The sequence below is a fragment of the Sphingobacterium arenae genome (genome assembly GCF_014692505.1).
In the GTDB taxonomy this organism is placed as follows: domain Bacteria; phylum Bacteroidota; class Bacteroidia; order Sphingobacteriales; family Sphingobacteriaceae; genus Sphingobacterium; species Sphingobacterium arenae.
The window spans coordinates 611,345-632,587 of record NZ_JACNYK010000002.1 but is presented as its reverse complement, the minus strand read 5'-3'; the positions used below and the strand labels follow the sequence as shown (position 1 = coordinate 632,587).

The 21,243-nt window shown below is 37.0% G+C and carries 17 protein-coding genes; 13 read left to right on the top strand and 4 right to left on the bottom strand.

Annotated features, from left to right (window positions below):
* Positions 1-83: 83 nt before the first annotated feature.
* Positions 84-872 (top strand): ATP-binding protein, encoded by a 789-nt coding sequence (locus tag H8B17_RS08825; RefSeq protein WP_223816447.1) that lies wholly within the window; start codon positions 84-86, stop codon positions 870-872.
* A gap of 161 nt (positions 873-1,033) precedes the next feature.
* Here H8B17_RS08825 and H8B17_RS08820 read toward each other — a convergent pair whose 3' ends face one another.
* The 4 genes from H8B17_RS08820 to H8B17_RS08805 all read right to left on the bottom strand — a co-directional run bounded on the left by H8B17_RS08820 (position 1,034) and on the right by H8B17_RS08805 (position 3,657).
* The gene (locus H8B17_RS08820; protein WP_190308830.1) at positions 1,034-1,675 is read right to left on the bottom strand and encodes an alpha/beta hydrolase; all 642 of its coding nucleotides are present in this window, start codon (positions 1,673-1,675) and stop codon (positions 1,034-1,036) included.
* 96 nt (positions 1,676-1,771) lie between these two features.
* Entirely contained in the window at positions 1,772-2,446 is a 675-nt protein-coding gene (locus H8B17_RS08815; RefSeq protein WP_190308829.1) for an acyl carrier protein, read from the bottom strand.
* A gap of 97 nt (positions 2,447-2,543) precedes the next feature.
* Positions 2,544-3,386: a DUF695 domain-containing protein gene (locus H8B17_RS08810; RefSeq protein WP_190308828.1), complete on the bottom strand. Its 843-nt coding sequence runs from the start codon at positions 3,384-3,386 to the stop codon at positions 2,544-2,546.
* 10 nt (positions 3,387-3,396) lie between these two features.
* Positions 3,397-3,657: a hypothetical protein gene (locus tag H8B17_RS08805; RefSeq protein WP_190308827.1), complete on the bottom strand. Its 261-nt coding sequence runs from the start codon at positions 3,655-3,657 to the stop codon at positions 3,397-3,399.
* Positions 3,658-3,816: 159 nt separating this feature from the next.
* On the opposite strand from H8B17_RS08805, the gene H8B17_RS08800 reads away from it, so the two are divergent.
* The 12 genes from H8B17_RS08800 to H8B17_RS08745 all read left to right on the top strand — a co-directional run bounded on the left by H8B17_RS08800 (position 3,817) and on the right by H8B17_RS08745 (position 21,211).
* Entirely contained in the window at positions 3,817-4,146 is a 330-nt protein-coding gene (locus tag H8B17_RS08800; RefSeq protein WP_190308826.1) for a nucleotide pyrophosphohydrolase, read from the top strand.
* 191 nt (positions 4,147-4,337) lie between these two features.
* Entirely contained in the window at positions 4,338-6,047 is a 1,710-nt protein-coding gene (locus tag H8B17_RS08795; protein ID WP_190308825.1) for a DUF2075 domain-containing protein, read from the top strand.
* A gap of 27 nt (positions 6,048-6,074) precedes the next feature.
* Complete coding sequence (locus H8B17_RS08790; protein ID WP_190308824.1) at positions 6,075-10,346, top strand: NACHT domain-containing protein; 4,272 nt, start codon at positions 6,075-6,077, stop codon at positions 10,344-10,346.
* A gap of 103 nt (positions 10,347-10,449) precedes the next feature.
* Positions 10,450-11,091, top strand: a complete 642-nt coding sequence (locus H8B17_RS08785; RefSeq protein ID WP_190308823.1) for a hypothetical protein — start codon at positions 10,450-10,452, stop codon at positions 11,089-11,091.
* Positions 11,092-11,375: 284 nt separating this feature from the next.
* On the top strand, positions 11,376-12,662 hold the full coding sequence (locus H8B17_RS08780; protein ID WP_223816446.1) for an AAA family ATPase: 1,287 nt from the start codon (positions 11,376-11,378) through the stop codon (positions 12,660-12,662).
* Entirely contained in the window at positions 12,663-13,259 is a 597-nt protein-coding gene (locus tag H8B17_RS08775) for an RloB family protein (protein WP_190308821.1), read from the top strand.
* Between the two features lie 462 nt (positions 13,260-13,721).
* Positions 13,722-13,895, top strand: a complete 174-nt coding sequence (locus H8B17_RS08770; protein ID WP_190308820.1) for a hypothetical protein — start codon at positions 13,722-13,724, stop codon at positions 13,893-13,895.
* 475 nt (positions 13,896-14,370) lie between these two features.
* Positions 14,371-14,655, top strand: a complete 285-nt coding sequence (locus H8B17_RS08765) for a hypothetical protein (RefSeq protein WP_190309460.1) — start codon at positions 14,371-14,373, stop codon at positions 14,653-14,655.
* A 156-nt stretch (positions 14,656-14,811) separates the two neighbouring features.
* On the top strand, positions 14,812-16,401 hold the full coding sequence (locus H8B17_RS08760; RefSeq protein WP_190308819.1) for a DUF6119 family protein: 1,590 nt from the start codon (positions 14,812-14,814) through the stop codon (positions 16,399-16,401).
* A gap of 93 nt (positions 16,402-16,494) precedes the next feature.
* Complete coding sequence (locus H8B17_RS08755; protein ID WP_190308818.1) at positions 16,495-17,385, top strand: hypothetical protein; 891 nt, start codon at positions 16,495-16,497, stop codon at positions 17,383-17,385.
* A gap of 38 nt (positions 17,386-17,423) precedes the next feature.
* Positions 17,424-19,205, top strand: a complete 1,782-nt coding sequence (locus H8B17_RS08750) for a serine/threonine-protein kinase (RefSeq protein ID WP_190308817.1) — start codon at positions 17,424-17,426, stop codon at positions 19,203-19,205.
* 185 nt (positions 19,206-19,390) lie between these two features.
* Complete coding sequence (locus H8B17_RS08745; protein WP_190308816.1) at positions 19,391-21,211, top strand: hypothetical protein; 1,821 nt, start codon at positions 19,391-19,393, stop codon at positions 21,209-21,211.
* Positions 21,212-21,243: the final 32 nt, after the last annotated feature.

Below are 21,243 nucleotides of genomic sequence, written 5' to 3'. Positions count from 1 at the left end.
TGCGCAAGTTTTTTCTGAGTTTTTTGATTTTGTTATAGTTGTTAGTGCAGTGGTGAGTTATAATATCGTCTAACGGGAACGCATTGGCGAAGGGTCAGGAAAGCATTGATCCGGTGGTGTTTTTTAAGATTCTATTAGTTAGCTATTTAAACAACATCAATAGCGACAGAGTTTTGATACGTTATTGCAGCAACTGTTTAGATGTTCGTTTGTTTTTGGGATATGATCTGAACGAAGACTTGCCATGGCATTCAACTATCAGCCGAACACGCGCACTTTTTGGCGAAGAAGTTTTTTTGGATCTTTTTCAAAAGGAAGCCGTTCGGGAGGCGTTGTTAAATGCGATCGCACATAAAGACTATTCTGGATCAACCCCGATTCAGATTCGGGTATATCCTGATAAGCTTATGATTTGGAACGAGTGGCATCTCCCGGAAAACTGGACGGTGCGTAATTTATTAAACAGCCATTCATCCAGGCCATATAATCCAGATATAGCCAACTCTTTTTTCCGTAGCGGTTATGTGGAGTCCTGGGGACGTGGTATCAGCAAAATGACGGAATTGTGTGTAGCTGGTGGTCTTCCCGAGCCAAATTATCTTGTGGAGGGATCGGATTTTTGGGTTATATTCAAGAAGAATATTTATAACACGGAGTATCTTGAGTCTCTTGGATTGAACGGCCGGCAAGTGAAAGCGGTATTATTTACTAAAGAGAAAGGGAAAATCACGAATAGTGACTATCAGACGTTGAATAGTATATCCAAAAGAACGGCGACGACTGAATTAACAGAGTTGTCTAGTAAATTCAAAATTCTAATCAAAACTGGTACTTCTGGTTCAAGTATTTTCTATAAGATAGTGGGGCAATAGTGGGGCAAATAGTGCAATAGTGGGGCAAAAGTTGGGCAGCTCGCTGGCAATTATGGTAGAGGTTCCGCAATGCCTCAACTATTCTAGTTGGACCAGCCACTGTTGCATCCCCAGATAGATGGTGGAAAAAATGGAGTTTCAAAAGCGGATATCTTTCCAACTCAATCAATGATCTTCTTGAGCAATTTACTTATTTCTTCTGATTTATTTACCGTCATAAAATGACCACCACCCTGAATTTTATAATCCGTTTTTATGTTTTTGATCGGTAAAATTCTGTCATTGAGACCATGTATATGAACATAATTTGATGGTATTTGCAGGTTCTCCCAAGTCACTACTTTGTCTATAGCCCAGTAAAGAAACTTATTGTCAGTTTCTTCTAAGATCTGTTTTAATAATATTTTGTCGCTCGGTGTCTGAGCTCCAAAGAACCAATGAGAAATACAATTAGCACTTTTAAGAAAAGGTGCGGGTATAACGTTATGTATCTTTAGTTTCCCCAAAATCCTATACAGCATTGGTATTTCGTTTCTAGTCTTGGCCGAAGCAATTAAAATTAGCTTCTCTATTGCTATCGTTTTTGCAATTTCGACGGCAATAATACCGCCAAACGACAGGCCGATTAAAATTGGTCTTTCGGAATTGATTTTCACTGAAATCCTTTTCGTATAATGCTCAATTCTTTCATCCTTTCGAGGTTCAATCCAATCTATGAATTCGACATCTAAGTTTCCAAAATATATTTTTTGAAAAACTCTTTTGTCGACACCTAAGCCACTAAAAATGTAAGCCTTTTTCATGACGATTTAAAATTAATACATGCCGTTCAATTGAAACAACGTTTATTTGGTTGTTGCTTTTACAGCTGGAAAACTGTTATTTTAATATCCATATATTTAGAAAAGTCTTGCCTCTCTTGTCAACTTACTTTTGTCCAGTCCGAAGTTCTCACTAAAGATGTCTGTCAGGAGATCGACTATTTCATTTTTATTATAAGTCTTCGGATTCCTACGTGATTTAACATAGTTTTCCCTGGTTATTTTTTTCGCAAGTTCACCAACCGTTTCTACACGGAGTTCCTTTCCTACTTTTTGAGCAAACCAGAATCCCGAACAGGTAAGCAAAATACCCAAGACCCCTACAAAGGTATCAACAAATAGCCAGCCTGCGGAAGCAAACAATGCAATCCCAAGTGTCGTGATCAACCAACCAGGAGGGCTCAGTATATTTAATTTAATCCCCAAATATCTTTCTAGTTTCTTAGTCCTATGTCGCCTCTCCTTATGAGGTAAGATTACTGTTAATGGAAGGTCTGTCGATATCGATTTATGATCTATCTGTAACGTAATGGAGATTGCGTTACGGAGTTTGTAAAATGCTTGCTGTGTGGTACAACTGTCAACGTTTTCCAGTTTAATTTTCTCCATAACCAAGTCACATAGCTGTCCGAAGGTCGTAATGGAAGACAGCTCTGCATCTGCAAACGAAATTTCGAATGATTTTTCAATCTCAATCAGCAGATTATCAATATCTTCAGAGTCGATGTTTTCGAGTTTGTCATCTGTTTTCATTAGTCAGTTGCTTTAGTTATTTCACAGATAATGCGTTGCTCAGTTTTCCTCAGGTAAAGTTGGGAGATAATTCCCGCCATAATGCCAAGACGCATCATTATATTTTTTCTCTAAACGCATTATATAAACTCCATTCTTTGTCCGTTGAGATTTCAAATTCAAACGGTCTTTGCTCACCCGATTGGCTTAGGTTATCGATAACTTCTTTTGCACCTACTTTATCATTGGTTACTATATAAAAGTTTCTGATTCCTTTATGGGTATCACGAAAGACGTAATAGTTTTTGATATTTTTCTGCGTCAAATTGTTTTCGAAAAAAAGCTCAAAATTATCCAAGTCATCAAGTTCGACTTTAGTTGGCAGCATAAACTCTCCTTCTGCTTTATAAGGCGTGGCTATCTTAATGAAATAACAAAATTCTTCTTTATGAGGGAACCGATCAAATGCGGTATTACCAACCAGTAAACAGGGGAGGCCGTCTTCCTGGTAATCAGCGGTCTCAAATTCTTCAGGAACTGCATACATATCACGTTCAAGTGGCTTGCCCTCGTCTACATTTCCGACATCAAAGCCATCATAAGTGATTTTATACTTGGTAGCTATCTCGTAAAGTTCCTCGTCAAGTTCATACAAACTTTTGGCATTATGAATTTCTTTTCGCTCCAAATGCAGCCAATAACGCTTATCATCTGCTTGATAAATCTCTACAAATTCAAAGTTTCTCTTTTTAAGTTCGTTGGCAACCTTTTCGAAATTGTCCTTTTTGTTTGAAGTGAAGAAATAACCCCAAAGCAATGTCGTATCCGTGTGAACGCCATTTGCTTTCATATTAGAAAACATCTCTTCAATTTCTTCTAATGATATTTTAGTGGACTCGGTGCTTACATTATTACAGCCCAAAAGTGAAAGTAAAGATGTCCAGATCATAATTCTTTTCATGCGGTAAATTTTACACCAAATTCCTAGACTGCATTTCTTTACGGATTTCCTGTTCAATAATTTTATCCCCTGCTGAATTTTTAATGACCAGATATCCTATAACTAAAGGAAAAAACGTGGACAGCCCAAGTCCATTTTTCATTACCCCAAAAAAGAAAATCCCCACGGTGGCTCCAACGATGACGGCGTTTATTATCTTGTTATTCTTGATGTTTTTCATTTTTTGGAATAACTGATCATCAGTAAATTCAGTCAAATTATCTGGTTTCATATAGCGAAATTTTCTTTAGTTGATTTTGGATATAATTCATAAATTCCTTTACCTCTTTAAAAGTAGGAAATATTAGTGAAAATGTTTCTGTAAATTTTCACCCCCAATACTCCCGCAAAATTCGTAAATTTAGCCATCAAGCCGTTTTTTAAGCACACCATGACAGATATCGAACAACTCTTGCAGCAGATCAGGGACTTTCGCGATGCCCGCGACTGGCAGCAGTTCCACAATTCCAAGGACCTCGCCGTAGCCCTCAGTATAGAAGCCTCCGAGCTATTGGAACTATTCCTCTGGAAAGGCAATGAAGAAGCCCATCCCGAAAAGCTGAAAGAAGAACTGGCGGACGTGCTGATGTACGCCCTTTTACTGGCCGATAAACATGGGCTCGACATCCAGCAGATCATCGAAGACAAGATCAAGCGCAACAACGAGAAATATCCCGTCGATAAAGCCAAAGGAACAGCCAAAAAATACAACGAACTATGAAGCTATACGCCGGGTCAGCAACCGAGTTTATACAATTAAATATCCAGAACAAGCTTGCCGACATACTCCGCGAGCAATTCCTGCTGCAATTTGGGTACAATCCCTCCCAAAACGAAGTCATGTCCTGGCGCAACTCGCTGTTCCGCCTGTCCGATATACTCGAACGCCAGAACCTGAACGAACAGGGCGTTATGGTGGAGTATAAACTCCCCCTTAGCGCCAAACGGATCGATGTGGTTATCTATGGGCATGACGAGCAGCAGCAGAAACAGGCCGTGATCATTGAGCTCAAGCAGTGGGAAAAGTGCAACTTTACCGATTACGACAGCGATTACGTACTGACCTGGGTAGGCGGAGGCAACCGTCAGGTCCTTCACCCCAGCGTGCAGGTCGGCAACTATCTCTACTACCTCAAAGAGAACAACAGCGCCTTCTATCAAGAAACGAAACCCATTCAATTGTCCGCCTGTAGCTACCTGCACAATTACAGCATCTCCAGCGATCAGATATTGCTCGATACCCGCTTTCAAGATGCGGTAGAGCGGTTTCCCGTATATGGAGCAGACGACCGTGACGAACTTACCGCCTTTATATACAACCGCGTTGGAGCAGGCGAGGGGATGAGCATCCTCGACGAAGTAGAGCATAGCAAACTCCGGCCGTCCAAGAAATTGCTCAAACAGGTGTCCAATGTCATCAAGCAAAAACTTAACGGCGAGCTGCAACTATTTGGCAGGGCAAAGGCTAAAGGAGACTATATCCTGCTGGATGAACAGCTTATTGTGTACGATACGGTCATGTCGCTGGCTCAAAAAGCCAAGCCAAAAGATAAATACGCCATCATCGTCAAAGGAGGAGCAGGCACCGGGAAATCCGTCGTAGGGCTACAGCTGCTGGCCGATCTAACCGCTCTGGATATCAATGCGCACTATGCCACCGGCTCTAGATCATTTACCGAGACGCTGCGTAAGATATTGGGCAAGGATTCCACGAGCCTCCTGAAGTACTTCTTATCTTACGGTGATGTAAAGCCAAACTCAGTTGATGTCCTGTTGATGGACGAGGCACATCGTATTCGCGAGAAAACGCAGGTACGCTATGCCAAATCAACGGGCCGGCTGCAAGTAGAAGACCTCCTCCACGCGGGCCGCATATGCGTTTTCTTTATCGACGATTATCAAGCCGTGCGAAAAGGCGAAATCGGCTCATCGAGTTTTATCCGTGCGCAGGCCGAAAAGATGGGCTGTACCGTTTACGAATACAACCTGGAATCTCAGTTTCGCAATGGTGGATCCGAGAAATACAGCGAGTGGATCGATCATACCCTGCATATCCGGCAGACAGCCACAACGGAGTGGCGGCAGGAAGATGCCTTCGAGTTCCGTATCATGGACAGTCCGCATGCATTGGAGCAGGCCATCCGCGATAAAGTTGCAGAAGGGTATACCGGCCGGGTGATGGCAGGTTTCTGCTGGCCCTGGACCAAGGAAGCCGATGCCGATGGGGAATTGCACAAAGATGTCGTCGTGGACGATTATATACGGCCTTGGAATGCGGACGAGAATACCCAAGGTATGCGCCGTGGTATTCCCAAATCACAATACTGGGCCTATGACGAGGCAGGTATCGATCAGGTAGGCTGTGTGTATACCGCACAGGGGTTTGAGTTTGATTATGCCGGTGTCATATTTGGTAACGATCTTAAATATAACCCGGATACCGGTGAATGGGAGGGATTCCCTGCAAATTCGCACGATGGACAGGTTAAAGGAAGCGAAAATTTTGTGCAGTTGGTGAAGAATACCTATCGTGTTCTTCTCGGTCGTGGCATGAAAGCTTGCTATGTGTATTTTATGGATAAGGAGACCGAACGGTATTTTAGGAGTAGGGTGAGGAGATGATAGATATTTTAATTAACTGACTATATTATGAACGAAGAATGGCTGTGGTTGGTCAAGAGATATACTGAAGCGGGAGCCCGTACAAAATTTGAGGATATCTGTGAATCTTTATTCAAAAAAAAGTATCCAAATAATCATGTAAAAGGGATAAAGGTCGTTGTTGGTGATGGTGGTGTAGATATCTTTATTGGCGAGTTGGGAATTGAACCTATAACAATCATCCAATGCAAATTCTTTGTAAATGGAATCGGGGAGTCTCAAAAAAAGCAGATAAGAGACTCGTTTAAAACTGTCATTAACTCCAATGAATACGACTGTTCAAAATGGATGCTATGTGTACCCACAAAACTAGGTATAGATGAACAAAAATGGTGGGCTGGATGGAAAAACAGAAACGAAGAGATACATGGAGATGGTTACATCGAATTACATGACGGAGCAGATTTAATCGATTCTTTAAAAGAATATAATCTTTATGATACAGTTTTTGATGAAGATATTAGGAAAAAAATAGCTGAGATATACAATTTATTAATTCATCCGAAAGTTGATGTCGAGTCGGAATTTTTATCAGCTTCAACACATCTAGCTAATCTAAAGAATTACTTTTCAGATAAGAAAGCAACCCATCTTGTAAGAAAGGAGACAAATAAAATTGTAGAATGGGTTAGGAGTGATTTGCCAGGAGAAAGCCCTGAAGAAAAGATACTCATTGTAAAAGGAAAAAAGGGAATAGGGAAATCCACAATTCTAAAGGATCTCTATTCAATCTTAAAAGATTCTGAGAGTACTTTGGTTCTTGGAATAAAATGCGATCAGTATTACGATAAAAACATACGTGATTTATATAAACTGCTGTTTCAGGCAATATCCACTCTTCCTGAATTAGTAAAAGGTATTGAGACCTCCGGAAAACGTTGTATCATCTTGCTAGACCAATTGGACGCATTATCCCAGACCTTATCGTCAGATAGAGCCTATCTTTCCACTTATATTCGATTTGTTGATGAATTATTGTCTTTAAAAGATGTACGTATTATAATATCATCGCGCTCTTACGATCTGCAATTTGATGCAGACTTAAAACGATACAATGATAGCAGTCACATAAAGAAAATTGAAGTAGACCATCTGTCTAAAGAAGAGGTGCATTCTGTCTTGAAGACCTTAAAAATACAAAATGTAAGCAAACGTTTAACAAGCCTTCTTATTGTTCCTTACAACTTTGAATTATTTACTAAAATTCCCGACGTTAACCAACTTATACAGAAGGATGGTACTATAACCATATCAAAGATATATGACGAACTTTGGAGGCAAGTACTCTCAGATAAAAACTTTCAAATAAAGGACTGCTTGGATCTTATTGTACAACAGATGTATGAAATTACCCCAAATTTGATCTCTGAGGCTCAGTTAACTGAATATGTAAAGGAGGTTGAGTACTTATTATCTCATAATATTTTAGTTAGAAACTCAAGTAAATTATCTTTCTTTCATCAATCATTCTACGAATACCACCTTGCTCGGTGGTTTGTTTCGTCCGACAGGAATTTAATCAAATATATTCTTGAGGAAGATCAAAGCCTCTATATTCGCTCTCTCGTAAAAACCGTTATCGAATACCTGCGAGAGGCTAAACATCAAAAATACATAAACCTTTATCAGGAAATTCTTGCAGATGACAGAATTCGATTTCATATCAAATACTTGTTTATTGCACAACTTGGAGGAGTTCAAATACCATCTAAGAAAGAGCAAATATTATTGGTTGATGATGTACTGCCAAGTTTTTCTTCACTTTTTATGGAAGTTGTTGATTCAAAAGGATGGCTAGATCTTTTATTGGAAAATGACTTGGTAGCTGGTGAAGAAGTAGAAATTTATAACCTACTCACTAAAAATATAAATCATAACCCGAACGCGGTACTAGAATTTATAGAAAGAAGCGCTTTCCCTAGTAAAGCTCAAATGATGAGGGGATTAATTCCCAGTATTGAAAATTGGGATAGCGAGCTCCTTAGATATTTTGAAAATTATTATCTGTATAGCCAAGATACCGAACTATGGTATTTTACCACTTTAAAAAAGATAGCCAGATCGAATATAGAATTTGTTTTTAAAAAACTCAGACCCGTAGTATTGCAAGAGAGGGATAAAAAGGAAAGAATTACATTTGATCATAGATATGATAAGTTAATCGATGTTTTGTATAACATAGATTCTAAGGGTACGTGTGAATTTCTTCTGAGTGTACAACTTGAAATGCTAGAATCGACTAAATACAATTATTTCCAAACTTATCCTAAAATTACGACACCCTTATTAAATTCGCATGTTTACGATAGTCGATATAGGTATGTAGATGCCGCTGATGAAAAATCGCTGGATTATTATTTGATCAAGTTTTATACGGATTGCGAATCAGTAAGTTTCCAGACTTTTTTCGATACTCATAAAGCCAGTAATTATGTTCCAATACTTACTACTATAGCTAAGATTTTAAAAGATCGAATTGACCGACCAACTAACGAAATTGTTGAATTATTAGTTACAATAGAATCTAAAAATGGGTTTATAGGGCCAGACGATTTTTTTCAACTTACTTTAAGAAAACTTATTGCAAATACTGTGTCCTCGCTAAATGATGAACAATATGCATTGGTAGTTGGTATAATAAACAAAATTTCCCATCCCTACGAGATTTATATCGGTACAGAAAATGATAAAAAAAAATATAGTCTCAGAATTGGAAAAAAGAAATATCTATTTATTAAAGCTCTTCCTCAGCAAATATTGAAAAGAGATCAGAATTTGTGGTTGGAATTTAAGATGTTGGAAAGAAGATTTGGCTATTTGGATCATAATAAATCATTGGATAGAAGTTCCTCGCGTGGAGGTGCCGTTGGACCTCCATTACCAAATTTAAATTATAATAAACTAAACAACAAGGGTTGGCTTGTTAGTATGAAGGCTATCGACGAAAATTTTCAATCCAAAGAATTTTTAAGAGGTGGCTTAGTAGAGCATGCAAGAGTTTTTGAGAATAGGGTTTCTAAAAGTCCAACTCTTTTCTATCCTTTAATTGAACAGTTGTTTTCTGAAAATGTATCTCAAGCTTATATCTCATACGGAATTTCGGGTTTGATTAAATGCAAATTCGATCCAGAAAAGGTCTCGAATTTAATCCACCGATTTATCGAGCTAGATCTGAAACCTGAATACCGACAATATACAATATGGAACTTAGATTATTTATTGGAGAATAAAATTTTTAGTGAGCATATATTCGATTTTCTTATTTCTTCGATTAAGACTCAGTCCACCGAATCAGATGTTTTAAATCCGGATCACCCTATGAGTGATTTTATCAATACAGTTCGGGGAGCTGCATGTTATAACCTATTTTTTCTCACCAGCTATCCTGAATATGAGGGAGAGATCTTTTCTATGATCGAACATCTAGTCGATCCTATTAACAATTCTTCTAATACAATTTTATGTGGGATTATGTCTCATCTTGGTTATCTAAATAGATGGAATATTGAAAGGTCTTTTGGGATATTTAAAACATTAATAAGTTACCAGCGAAAAATAATTCTTGAACATTCAATTGATACAGCGCAATATTTCAATAACAGCTACCATAGTCAGATGCAGTTCTATTTTGATGAAATTTTGAAATATCCTGAATTATATGAGAAAAGCTATTTTTTTGTTAACAGTTGGTTATTGGAATCAATTAATGATTATTCGATTTACGATAATTTTCTGTTACTTGGCGAGGAAGCGGCTAAATGTGCATTAACTGTGGCGGAGGCATTTTTAATCAATGAAGACGGTATCAATAAACGTGCTTTAGATGTCGTCAATCGTTGTTTGGCTTTCGAATATGAGCAAATATCCGGGCAAATTTCTTCTATTGTGTTAAGAAAATTCGAAGTGAAGTATTTTCAAGACTTATCTGCTTTTATAAAAAAGTACATCGCTTCGGAACATTTCACGCGTGACCCACGATATTTATTATTATATCTAACTGAATGTGCTGGCCAATATCCATTAGAATGTCTGAATATGTTAGATCAAATGATCATTCCAGAAAATGTGGATATTTCGAAAAGAGCTTACCTAGACGATGAACCATTGACATTAATTCTAGCTATATACTCTAAATTACATCAAGGACAATTAAAATATAGATGCGAGAGGAGGCGAGCGTTAGATATATTTGATAGAATGTTAGCATTGCCAGCTATCAGACGGAAAGCAACAAATGCGCTAGAAGATGTATTGAATTAATTTTAGGAGGTAGAAATGAGCCTATGCTAAATATGAGAATTTTCACTAAAATTAGTTTTAAAAATAAACTATGATTTCATATTCAATTTAATCAAGCAAATTTATGGATAAAAAAGAATATATGGATAACGTGTCGAATGTTAGGCACTATGCTCGAATATCAGTGCATTCCCATTTTCTAGATATTGCATTGGCGAGTAAAAGAGAAGTGAAAATTCTTAAGAAACAGCTTGAAGACGATATTGCTGCTGGTTATGAGATTGTAGGAGAAGGATGGAATAGAAGCATTATCATGTATAGACACGACGAAATAATGGAGGGTGAAGACGCTCTGACGTGTGAGATGATCAAATCGGTAGTTTTTCTCGCAATGTACTGTGAAGCATATATTTGGGATTTGGCAGCTTCCCTCTTGGGAGATAACTATGCCCAAAAATATCTGGATAAACTTGATACATTCAGTAAATGGGTTGTGATTCCAAGAATGTTATTTGGGGCTGGTTTGGATGTGGGGCATCACAGTATGGAAACCCTAAAAGAATTAATCCGCTGGCGAAACAACTTCGTTCATTCTAAATCAAAAAATGTGAAGGGGATTCATGAGAACCCTGACAAATTTAAAGATGAATTCATACCTCTCGACCAGAAGATAGACTTAGAAGATATCTTCAATAAAATTGGTGAACTTTTCTTGCAACTTCGAAAAGTAGATCCTGCGGGCCTACACAAGCTCCGAACTGAATGAGTTGGAATCTAAAGGTTCATTATCAGTTGTTTAAATAAATGTGTTCCGTAGATTAGGTTATAAATATTCTCTTAAATTCCTTTATTACGATTTTGTTTCACAGTTCTCCGACTCCTACGCGCTATGTTGATAATATATTTGTGTAACACAAACTATATTGATAGCTAATCTCCCATCCATATTGATTTCTATTGGTGTATAGTGTTAAAAAAAACATATTTTCCGTAAAAAATAGGTTTATATATATTTTGTATCTATCTTTGTGCTAATTAAAGAGGAAATTTATGTTATTAAAATTTACAGTAGAAAACTTCAGGTCAATGCGCGATCGTATCGAACTCGATATGACCAAATCCGCTTTGAAGGGGCATACTGGAAATTATTTCGAAGCAGGGGAGAAGAAGCTGTTGGCTACTTCGGTGATATATGGAGCGAATGCATCTGGCAAAAGCGGATTTCTGAAAGCGTTCAGAGCATTAGAATATCTCGTTCTACATTCGGCAGATCTTAAACCGGATAAGGATCTAAAACCCTATGAGCCCTTTTTATTAGATGAAGATAATCAAGATCGGCCAGTTCGCTTTGAAATTGACTTTATCTCTAATGACAACCACTACGAATACTTGGTTTCCTACACGAAAAAAGGAATAGAATTCGAAGAACTGAACATATTCAACGGAAACTATAAATCCTTGCTTTTCACGCGCGAAAAGAGAAAGGACATGAAATTTGGGGATACCTACCGAGGTGGAAAGAAAACCATCGAACGGATGACGCTTCCCAACCAATTGTTTTTATCCAAAGCAGTGGAGAATAACGTAGAGCTACTTTTGGACGCCTATCGCTTTTTTGATAGCAAGCTACGCGTTTATCCTATTTTAGATGGACTGGCAGAAGAAGATTTGAAACGTTTATATGCACGTCGGTTAGCAGAGGATAGCAGTTCTAGCTTTTCCCGAAAATTTAATGCTTTAATATGTGCATTGGATACGGGGATATCAGAGGTCTCAGCAGAAGAGACGAACCCAGATATGTTCCATTTTCCGGATAGTATTCCTTCCGATGTAAAAGGGAAACTTCTAGATAAATATAAGTATGATATCAAGACCTATCATAAGGTCTTTAAAAAGGGAGAAGTAGTTGGGCAAAGAGCATTCGATGTACGAGATGAGTCTGCGGGCACCAAAAACCTATTTGCGTTAGGCGGTATTATCATCGAAGCACTCGAAGAAGGGCATGTATTGGTTGTAGATGAGTTAGAGAAGAACCTACACCCCGATATTACGACGTTTTTGATACGCCTTTTTCACCGTCCGGATGTCAATCGCAACCAGGCTCAACTGATATTTGCTACGCACGATGTGAGTCAGCTATCACACGATACGTTCAGAAGGGATCAGGTATGGTTTGTAGAAAAAGATGAGTGTGGTGCTTCCACGATGTTCCGTTGTTCCGATATCGAGGGAGTACGAGCAGATACCCCGCTGGATAAATGGTACATGGCCGGGCGCTTAGGAGCAACTCCGGTGATACAGGATGAGAACTTTTTAGTCGAAATGCAAGAAGATTAAATGAAAAGGCGAGCTGTATCACATAGACGGGTATTGATTCTTTGCGAAGGTATTACTGAGGAGGTATATGCAAAGACTTTGCGTACAGCTTTTTTGCCGCGTGAATTGCAGCACACGGTTACGGTCGATGTCGTTCGCCACAAGAAGAATGATCCCATGAATCTTGTTGCAGAGGCGAAAGTGCGCGTAAAGCAAGCCAAAAAAGAGAAAGCGCCTTATGAAGATGTCTGGTTATTTTTTGACCATGATAACTCACCTCATTTACAAAATGTATTTGAGCAAGTGGAAAAGCATGGATTTCAATTGGCATTTACCGCCATTAGTTTAGAATATTGGTTTATCCTTCATTTTGAAGATTGCGGTAAAGCATTTAGGGATGGCGAGGAGTGTTTGAGATATCTGAAAAAACTTTGGCCCATCTACCATAAAACAAAGCTGAATCATTTCGAACAGCTTGGAGGATATGTAGACCAAGCCATTGATCGTGCAGAGAGAAGAGAGAATAGAAACGCAGGAACGCCTGTATTAGAACAGCAGCCATATACGTCTGTACATAAGCTTATTGCTTTCTTTAAAGAGTTAAGGCTAAAAACGTAAATGTGGAAAAGTTCCGTTGTAGGGCCGATAATATATTTAGTATTTTTGATAAAATAGTTAGTTTTAAATATGGTGATAAAGAAGGAGTAGAAAAAAGAGGAGGCTGATATAAAAAATAAGAGCTAAGTGTTACCAGCACTTAGCCCTCTTAAACTTATATCATCCGTACCTAGAAAGGCAGAATGAAAGTATTGATCTTCTAAATTGAACGCGAAATAAAGCAATTTGTTTCGCATAACCAAACAAATATTACGGAAACCCGTAAAAATACTTTCTCTTTCTAGCGTACCTTGGGGTATTGAATGTGTCCCATGTCCTGTATGAAAAAACACATCATGTAGATTTTATTAATGGCTAAAGCAATCGCTTGAGGTGCGACCTGTTGACCTGTTTTCTGGATCACGGAACTTCCCTCTAGATGATCGTGGAGGCAAGGTGTACAATTTCTAAAGCTAAAATGCAATGGCAGGAAATGGAAAGACAGGCGACAGCCGCCGTCATGGATACGTCGGCGGACGTACGCAATCAGAAAATCCAAAGACTGGATTATGGACTAAGCGTGATACGCAAACAGGACAGTTTATGGATGTCAAGACATCCGGTGGTAAGTTTAAAGGTATTAGAAGGGAGATATAAAAATGGAGAAGTATTATATTAATAACAATATGCAATCAAACGGCGATTATGAGGTACACAGGTTAGGTTGCTCATATTTTCCAACGGAAGATTATACTTACTTAGGAGAGTTTTATGGCTGTCGTACTGCTGTGACAGAAGCTAAGAGAAAGTTCCCTTACAGAGAAATAAATGGCTGCTATTATTGCAGCCGGGAGTGTCATACGAGTTAGAAGGAGCGAATTGCCAAGATAGCTTCGATGAAGACTATCTTGGCATTTTATCGATTAAAAAGGAAAGTTACTACCTTTATGTATAAGAACCTACTTAAATTATTAACAAACTTAGCATAATTATGAAGCTAAATCGACTGATAATACATGAACTAATTAAAGAATCAGGGAAAACTGATGTCAACTAGCATGATAGTGATTATTCGCAATTTGAGGCGCAACGGAATAACGATCTATTTGCACATATCAAATCTTATTTCTACATGAAGACTCCCAATTATCGAAATCTAATAAGATTTTTAAATGAGGGGCAATTTCAAGTACTTGTTGTCGGACATTCTTGTGGTCTTTCTGATCGCACCATGTTCAAAGAAGTTTTTGATCATGAAAATTGTAAGTCTGTAAAGGTATTTCATTATACAGACGATAATGGGAAAAATGATTTCTTTGATAAAACCATAAACCTCGGTCGCCATTTTAGCGACAAAGGCCGTATGCGGAAACTCATTGTGGAATTTAATCCGGCAGATGCTATTCCGCAAAAATGAGGAGAATAGATATATTATACGAGACTGTAATTGCAAAATGCATTTACGGCTTTCCGTAAAATCTCACAATACAGGTTGTTAACTTTGCCTACTCAGTAGTTTTATTGCATTGTATTTTATAATTGTTTATCTTGTATCTTACTAAACTAACTCGTTATGGGCACTATAAAACCAACCATCTATCTTTTAAAAGAAGACGTAACAGATCCTAAAAAGCTATTTAAACAGCGACTTAAACATAAAGAAGAAGACGGGTGTACTCTCTATTACAAAAGTAGCGGGAGCAATAGCCCAAATTGGGCGGATTTTATAATAGGTAATTTTCAATTAGGCTCTAATCCATTTCGTAATTCTTCCTCATATGCTGTTGTTGTAATAAAAGTCGAAAATCGACATTTTGCGATACCTTTCGGTATGGGAGTTCATCTAATGGATCTAAGTAAGATAGAATATAATTTTGGACTAAAGACCGCGATTAACGCTATTCCTAAGAGTGAAATTAGGCAGCTAGATACAACTAAACCGGAGCTGAAATCACAAAAAACCAAGAGATTGGCGGTGGTAGGTACGACACCAGAGGATTTTGAAATTAATAAAGAAAAAGAAATTCTAAGAGGAATTGTTGGTAAGGTGCCTAAAAAAATGGAAGTAGGGCAGGCCTTTGAAGGACGTGACAGCTTGCGGACATTCAACCCGATTGGATCATTGATAGCACTGAAGCAGTACATTCATAAAATATATGAGCTCTATCAACAGAAAACCTACAAAAATGAATATCCGTGGATAGACAACATATCTTTAGTTAGAGATAAAAAACTGGAAGAGGACTTGAGTAAGTTGCTTGTGAAAGAACTAAAAAATGGAAAATTGAATGAGGTATACGTTATTCCCCCTATTTATTTTGGAGAAGATACTCTTATTAAAGGTTTTGCTTTCACCACCGGAGATCGAACAAGGGTAGATAAAAAGTCTGTATTCGAAATGCCTTCTATACATGATTGGAAGAAAAGTATAGGCGACGAACGAAAAAAAATTGCGATAGACACTTTGTCCGGATTTAAAATTCACGAAATAAAAGAAGATGAGAGGGGAAGAAGTTGGCCTTTGGAAAGAGCACTCTCGTGGGAGACTGACTTCAAGGAGAATAGGTATATTCTATCGGAAGGCAGCTGGTATGAAGTCTCTCCGAACTTTTATAGATTGATAAACAGTTACTTTCAAAATCGTGTCATTGACGGTAGTACACTATTACCTACGCCAACAAAAAGTAAGATTATGGAGTCAGAATACAATAAGGAGATATGTGATGCTTTAAAAGGGCGTTATCTTTTTGACTTAGGACACCCTGATGCTGCAATTAAATATATAGGTAAAGATCAAAATGAGGCGTGTGATGTATATGACTCAACAACGAATACCTTTATTCATGTTAAGATGGGGAAATCTTCACCTAGCCTAAGCCATCTTTTCCAACAAGGAAATTTTAGTGGTATTGCATTGAGACAAGATGAGAAGTTGTTGGACCAATTTATTGAACATTTACAAAATGACAAATATCGTGATGCGGCTAAGCTTAAACCATTAGTGCCATCGTCCTTTGCTATTTTGTTTGTATCGTTAGTAGCTAAAAATAGCAAAAAGCTAGATATTCCTTTTTTCAGTAAGGTAACTTTTTATAACATAGCTAATAAGAGTTTAGAATTTGCAGGATACAAGTGCCAGTTTGCTTTTGTGCGATTACCTTAAAGATTGTTACGTAAAAAATTAAATATAGAGTAGCAATATACATGATTAATTCTGAGCATTTCTACTATAATTCTTACTAAAAAAATATTAACCATGGATGGTTCTTCCGTTTTTATGCTTTATGATTGGTTTGTCGATCGAGATAATTTTAAAGAATTTGTATGGCCAGCATTTATCACAATCACGACTATAGGTTCCTCTGTTTTTTTATCCAAACAGGCGTTTCTACGAACTACCAAAGCTGAGAAACTTAAAAAAGATCGAGATGATGCTAAGTTAAAAGAGGTTATTCTTCGAAATGCAAAAATTGTTTCAGATAAAGTCACCGAGGAGAGTGCAAAATTTTTGGAATCGTTTGTTGCGGGCTATAATATTGAGAAAGGGATTAAGCCAGTCAATATGCTTTATTTGTTTCCAGAGTTAGATGTTCTGGAATCTATCGATAAATTGAGATATCATTCTGTTTTTTTTCCAGATGAGTTTGACGAAGATGATCTATCAAACTTATACTACGCACTTGCTGGAATTTCTGGTATTAGAGATACGTATAAAATAATTTCTGAAGAAGTCATTAAAATAAATTCTTTCATTAGTGAATACGATACATTATTGATGGAGCGTTATCAAAAAATTACTTCATACTTAGAACAAAAAATACTCGACCATCAAAAAGACGACCAACAAAGTAGAAAAGTAAAAGAGGAAGAACTAGCAGAGTTTTATTCTTTGATTAACGAGTATACTAGTAATATAAACAATTTTTACCTGCTAAAGTGCAATGTAGATAAAATAATGGAGCTGGAAATATTTGATGTCGTCGTTAAAGAAGATTTTATTTTATATACGCATGTGATGGACTCCTTCGTACTGTCGTATTTGAAATATCAGCAAGAGATCTCGGTATTTCATAATCGGATCAAGCATTTAGTAGGGCGACTACTTAAATTGAAGGATCAACTATTGTTACTAAACAGGCTGGATTGATAACTATAGGGATGTGAAGTTATACAAAGTGGGAAATAATGTACAGAAAAAACGAGACTATAAATTTAGATGGTATCGATTACTTACTGAAAGAACAAAAAGGTATTGGCGGTTCCGGTAAAGTATGGCGGGTAGAAGCCAACGGAAATATATACGCTATAAAGTTTATTGATTCGACAAAAAAAAGCAAAATCGCTCGTTTTAAGAATGAGGTAGTCTTTTGCAAAAATACTACGCATAGGAATATTGTAAAAGTGATAGCAACCGGCCATAATAACGATGTACCTTGTTATGTAATGCCATATTACTCAAAAACATTAAGAGATGTAATAGATACAGAAAAGGATGCCGATAAGCTAATTAAATACATTTTTAAAATTTGTAACGCGATAGAGTTTATTCATAAGAAAGGAGTAAAACACAGAGACATTAAACCCGAGAATATTCTAATAGAGGAGAACGAATTGGTGCTGGCAGATTTTGGAATAGCTCATTTTAAGCAATATGATATAACTAAGAAGAGTGACTGGCTTGCAAACCGTAATTACATGGCACCAGAGCAGAAGTTGAAAAATAATACTTTGAACGTTGACAATGCCGCTGATATCTATGCATTAGGATTAATAATTAATGAGTGTTTTACAAAAAAAAATCCTGCAGGATCCCACTTTAACTTAATAGCTGATAGTTACCCACTATTCTTTGAGCTCGATAATCTCGTCGAAAATATGATACGACAGCAACCCGGGGATCGAATATCAATTGATAGCGTACAGGCACAAATAAAATTTATTCATCAACGACTGAAACAGAATCTTGCCAATATTAAGTATGATCTAGAACTATTAGGTCCCCCTCAAAAATTGGGAAGGTCTGTATTACGAAATATCTACAAAAGAGCTAGTGAAGACATTTTATTTGGAAAGTATCTGTTTAGCACCTATTCTAGCAAAGAGATTGATAGGTATAATCATAACTGGCATATGAAGATCGGTTATACTGTAAGTGATTTTTTATACAACCTTTATGTGCAAGAACAAATATTGCAATTGTGTAAATCAAAATTTGAGTACGAGAGTAATATTTACAGGGCGGATAGTTGGTCTACAACACTTGACTTACTTCAAAATGAGGAAGATAAATCACTTTATAGACAACTGGCAAATGTTTTAGAAAAATACGATTTGAAGAAGAACGGTTATGCCTTATTAGATCTGTCTGGTCAAATTTTGAAGTTTTTTTCATCTTGTACAGATTATCATTGTAAGGAGATACTGGGTCGAATAGAAAATGTTGAGGAGGGTGCTAGACGAAACCTCAAAAGCGCACCTATTATCTGGATTGTATCAGCCTTGAAGTACGGAGTTCATGAAAATAATAAAGCCCTATTACATGGTCTCGATGTTTTAGGCGGAAAATTTGAATTTATATTTGAAGAGCATATTTTTATTGACTGGTATCGGACAGAGTATTATGAAACTAATGATGACGACGACGAATTATTGGATATTTATTCTTTAGAAAAAGAAGACGAGGTGAGGAGGATACTAGTTGAGTTTCAACAGAAATGGAAAATTAGCTTCTCAAAATTGAAAAATGAATCTTATTCTGTCAGGTTTGCCACATATAAGCAATTTGAGAAATTTAGAGACCACGCGCTTGAATTGGCAAAGCCGCATTACATATTCGAAGGGGATGTGCTCGATATTTTTCGGGATCCAATATTTGTTAGTAACATGGTTGAGTTAAAATTGGGGAGCGTGTTTGATATTCCTCATACCATAGCTAAAATTATAGGAATGAAGGAGATTAATGCTTGAAAAAGATGGGTTTAACGCTAACGTAGTCTATGTCAGCAATCAGATAAAAATCGATTCTTTGAACAAAAGAAGAAAATTGTATAATCAACAAAAATTAATATATTTATAACTCGAAAGTCTCCTTAAGGTTTCATCCTAATGTGTCTAATTTAGTTTGAAGACGTACAAGGCAAGTTAACCAAATTATGTTGAAAAATAATAAATCATCCGTCTCAAACACAGTTACCTTGGCACAAATCCTAGAATTTGAAGTAGTTTTTCCCAACGAAGAACGATTAACAATTCAACAATATTTAGCGGGCTGTAGCAGAGAAAAGATCCTAAATGCAGCGGCTTTCTTTCTAGGGTTCAAAAATCATAAATCAAAGTTTGAGAACAATAGGGAATTTTTAGGGATGTTTTTTCAAGCAGAAAACAGCGACTTCGCCTACGATGTTTACAGCAGGATTAGAGAACTTGAAAAGAAAAATATCCGGATTGGGATAATAAATACCTATTCGAGTTTGAGACTTTTTGAATATTACTTTTCAAAGACAGAAGAACCCCAAACTCAGACGGAAGTACAGTTAGAAGTAAATTTGTTTAAAGCTTATTTGGCTCTAAATTCTGAGTTCACAAGTAAGCAAAGTACTGCATTCTCATCATCAGAAAATAGTGATAAAGAATTGCAATTCGCAATGATAATGTTTTGTATGCAATACCCTCTTTCAGATAAAGTGAATTACGACATTCATCAAATCTGGGCAACACAAATGATCAAAGCGATTTACCTCTTTCAATTTCTTGAAACTGCTCAAATAGCTCAACCTTTATTGACGGCATTTGTTGCTTATTTCAATTGTACATCATGGCAGGAATATTTAAAAAGGCTGTTGCCATTAACGCATTCTGCGATAAAAAATGCAAGAGAAGCGCATACTGACATTGTTGTTAAACAAGGAGAAAACTTTGAGCTGAGCTGCGCTTTTATTGAAAAAATTATAATACAGGAGAAAGATGAACTTGACCAAAATGATTTTCTCTCTACAAGAGCAAAGCCGTTTTACAAAGTGAAGGATGGCGTTTATCGAATTATCTTCAATTTGTTTGTCGTTGAAAAGATCTTCAAAGGTGTTTATTTCCTTTTGAGGGATGTAAACAAAGTTTTACCAATAGCACAAAGGATTAAAGACGTAAGAAGCTTTTACGGAAACGAATTTTCAGAAAAAGTACTTTGTTATAAGGTTATGGAAAGTATTTACCCTGATAGGTGCATTCGATTCTCGGGAAAGCAAATGGATGATATGAAGATTGATGCAGCGCCTGATTACTATATACGAAAAGGCAATAATATGTTGATAATTGAATCAAAAGACTTCCTGATTTCAGCAGACAAAAAAATGTCTTTTGACTATAATGTGTATGAAGAAGAGTTCGGAAGAGTTTTAGATTACGAAGAATTACCATGCGGAAAGATAAAAGCCAAAGCCGTGATGCAATTGATAAACAGCATACGTAGACTTCTAAAAAATGATTTTATTGCTGATACGGATTATTACTACAAAGATGTTTTCATTTATCCTGTTCTGCTTACTCATGATCATCAATACGATACTCCAGGCTTCAATGAACTTATTGATTTTTGGTTTCAGGATGCACTTTCAGAATTGGCAGAAGAGGGACTGTTTACGCATCATGTTAAACCGTTGTCTGTTGTAAATATCGATTCACTTATATATCATCAAATGGGTTTAGCGAGTGAAATCCCATTGCATGAAATATTAAAACTTTATCACGAAAGCAAAAAATTAGAGAGACCAAAAAAGAAGATTTTAAAATCACAAAAAGAGTATGATAGGTACTTAGATAATCAGAAAGAAATGTTAATGTCTAAACTCATCCCGTTTTCCCTTTTTATCAATAATTGTTTTGAAAGCCGTGGATTGTGGAAGTCGCCACCACTGCTCGATTTGATAGCTCCAGCCCTTTTCAAAGAGGAATATGAGAACAAAGTACGCACTTCTTAATTGTTGGACTAGGCAGAATATGATGGAATTAC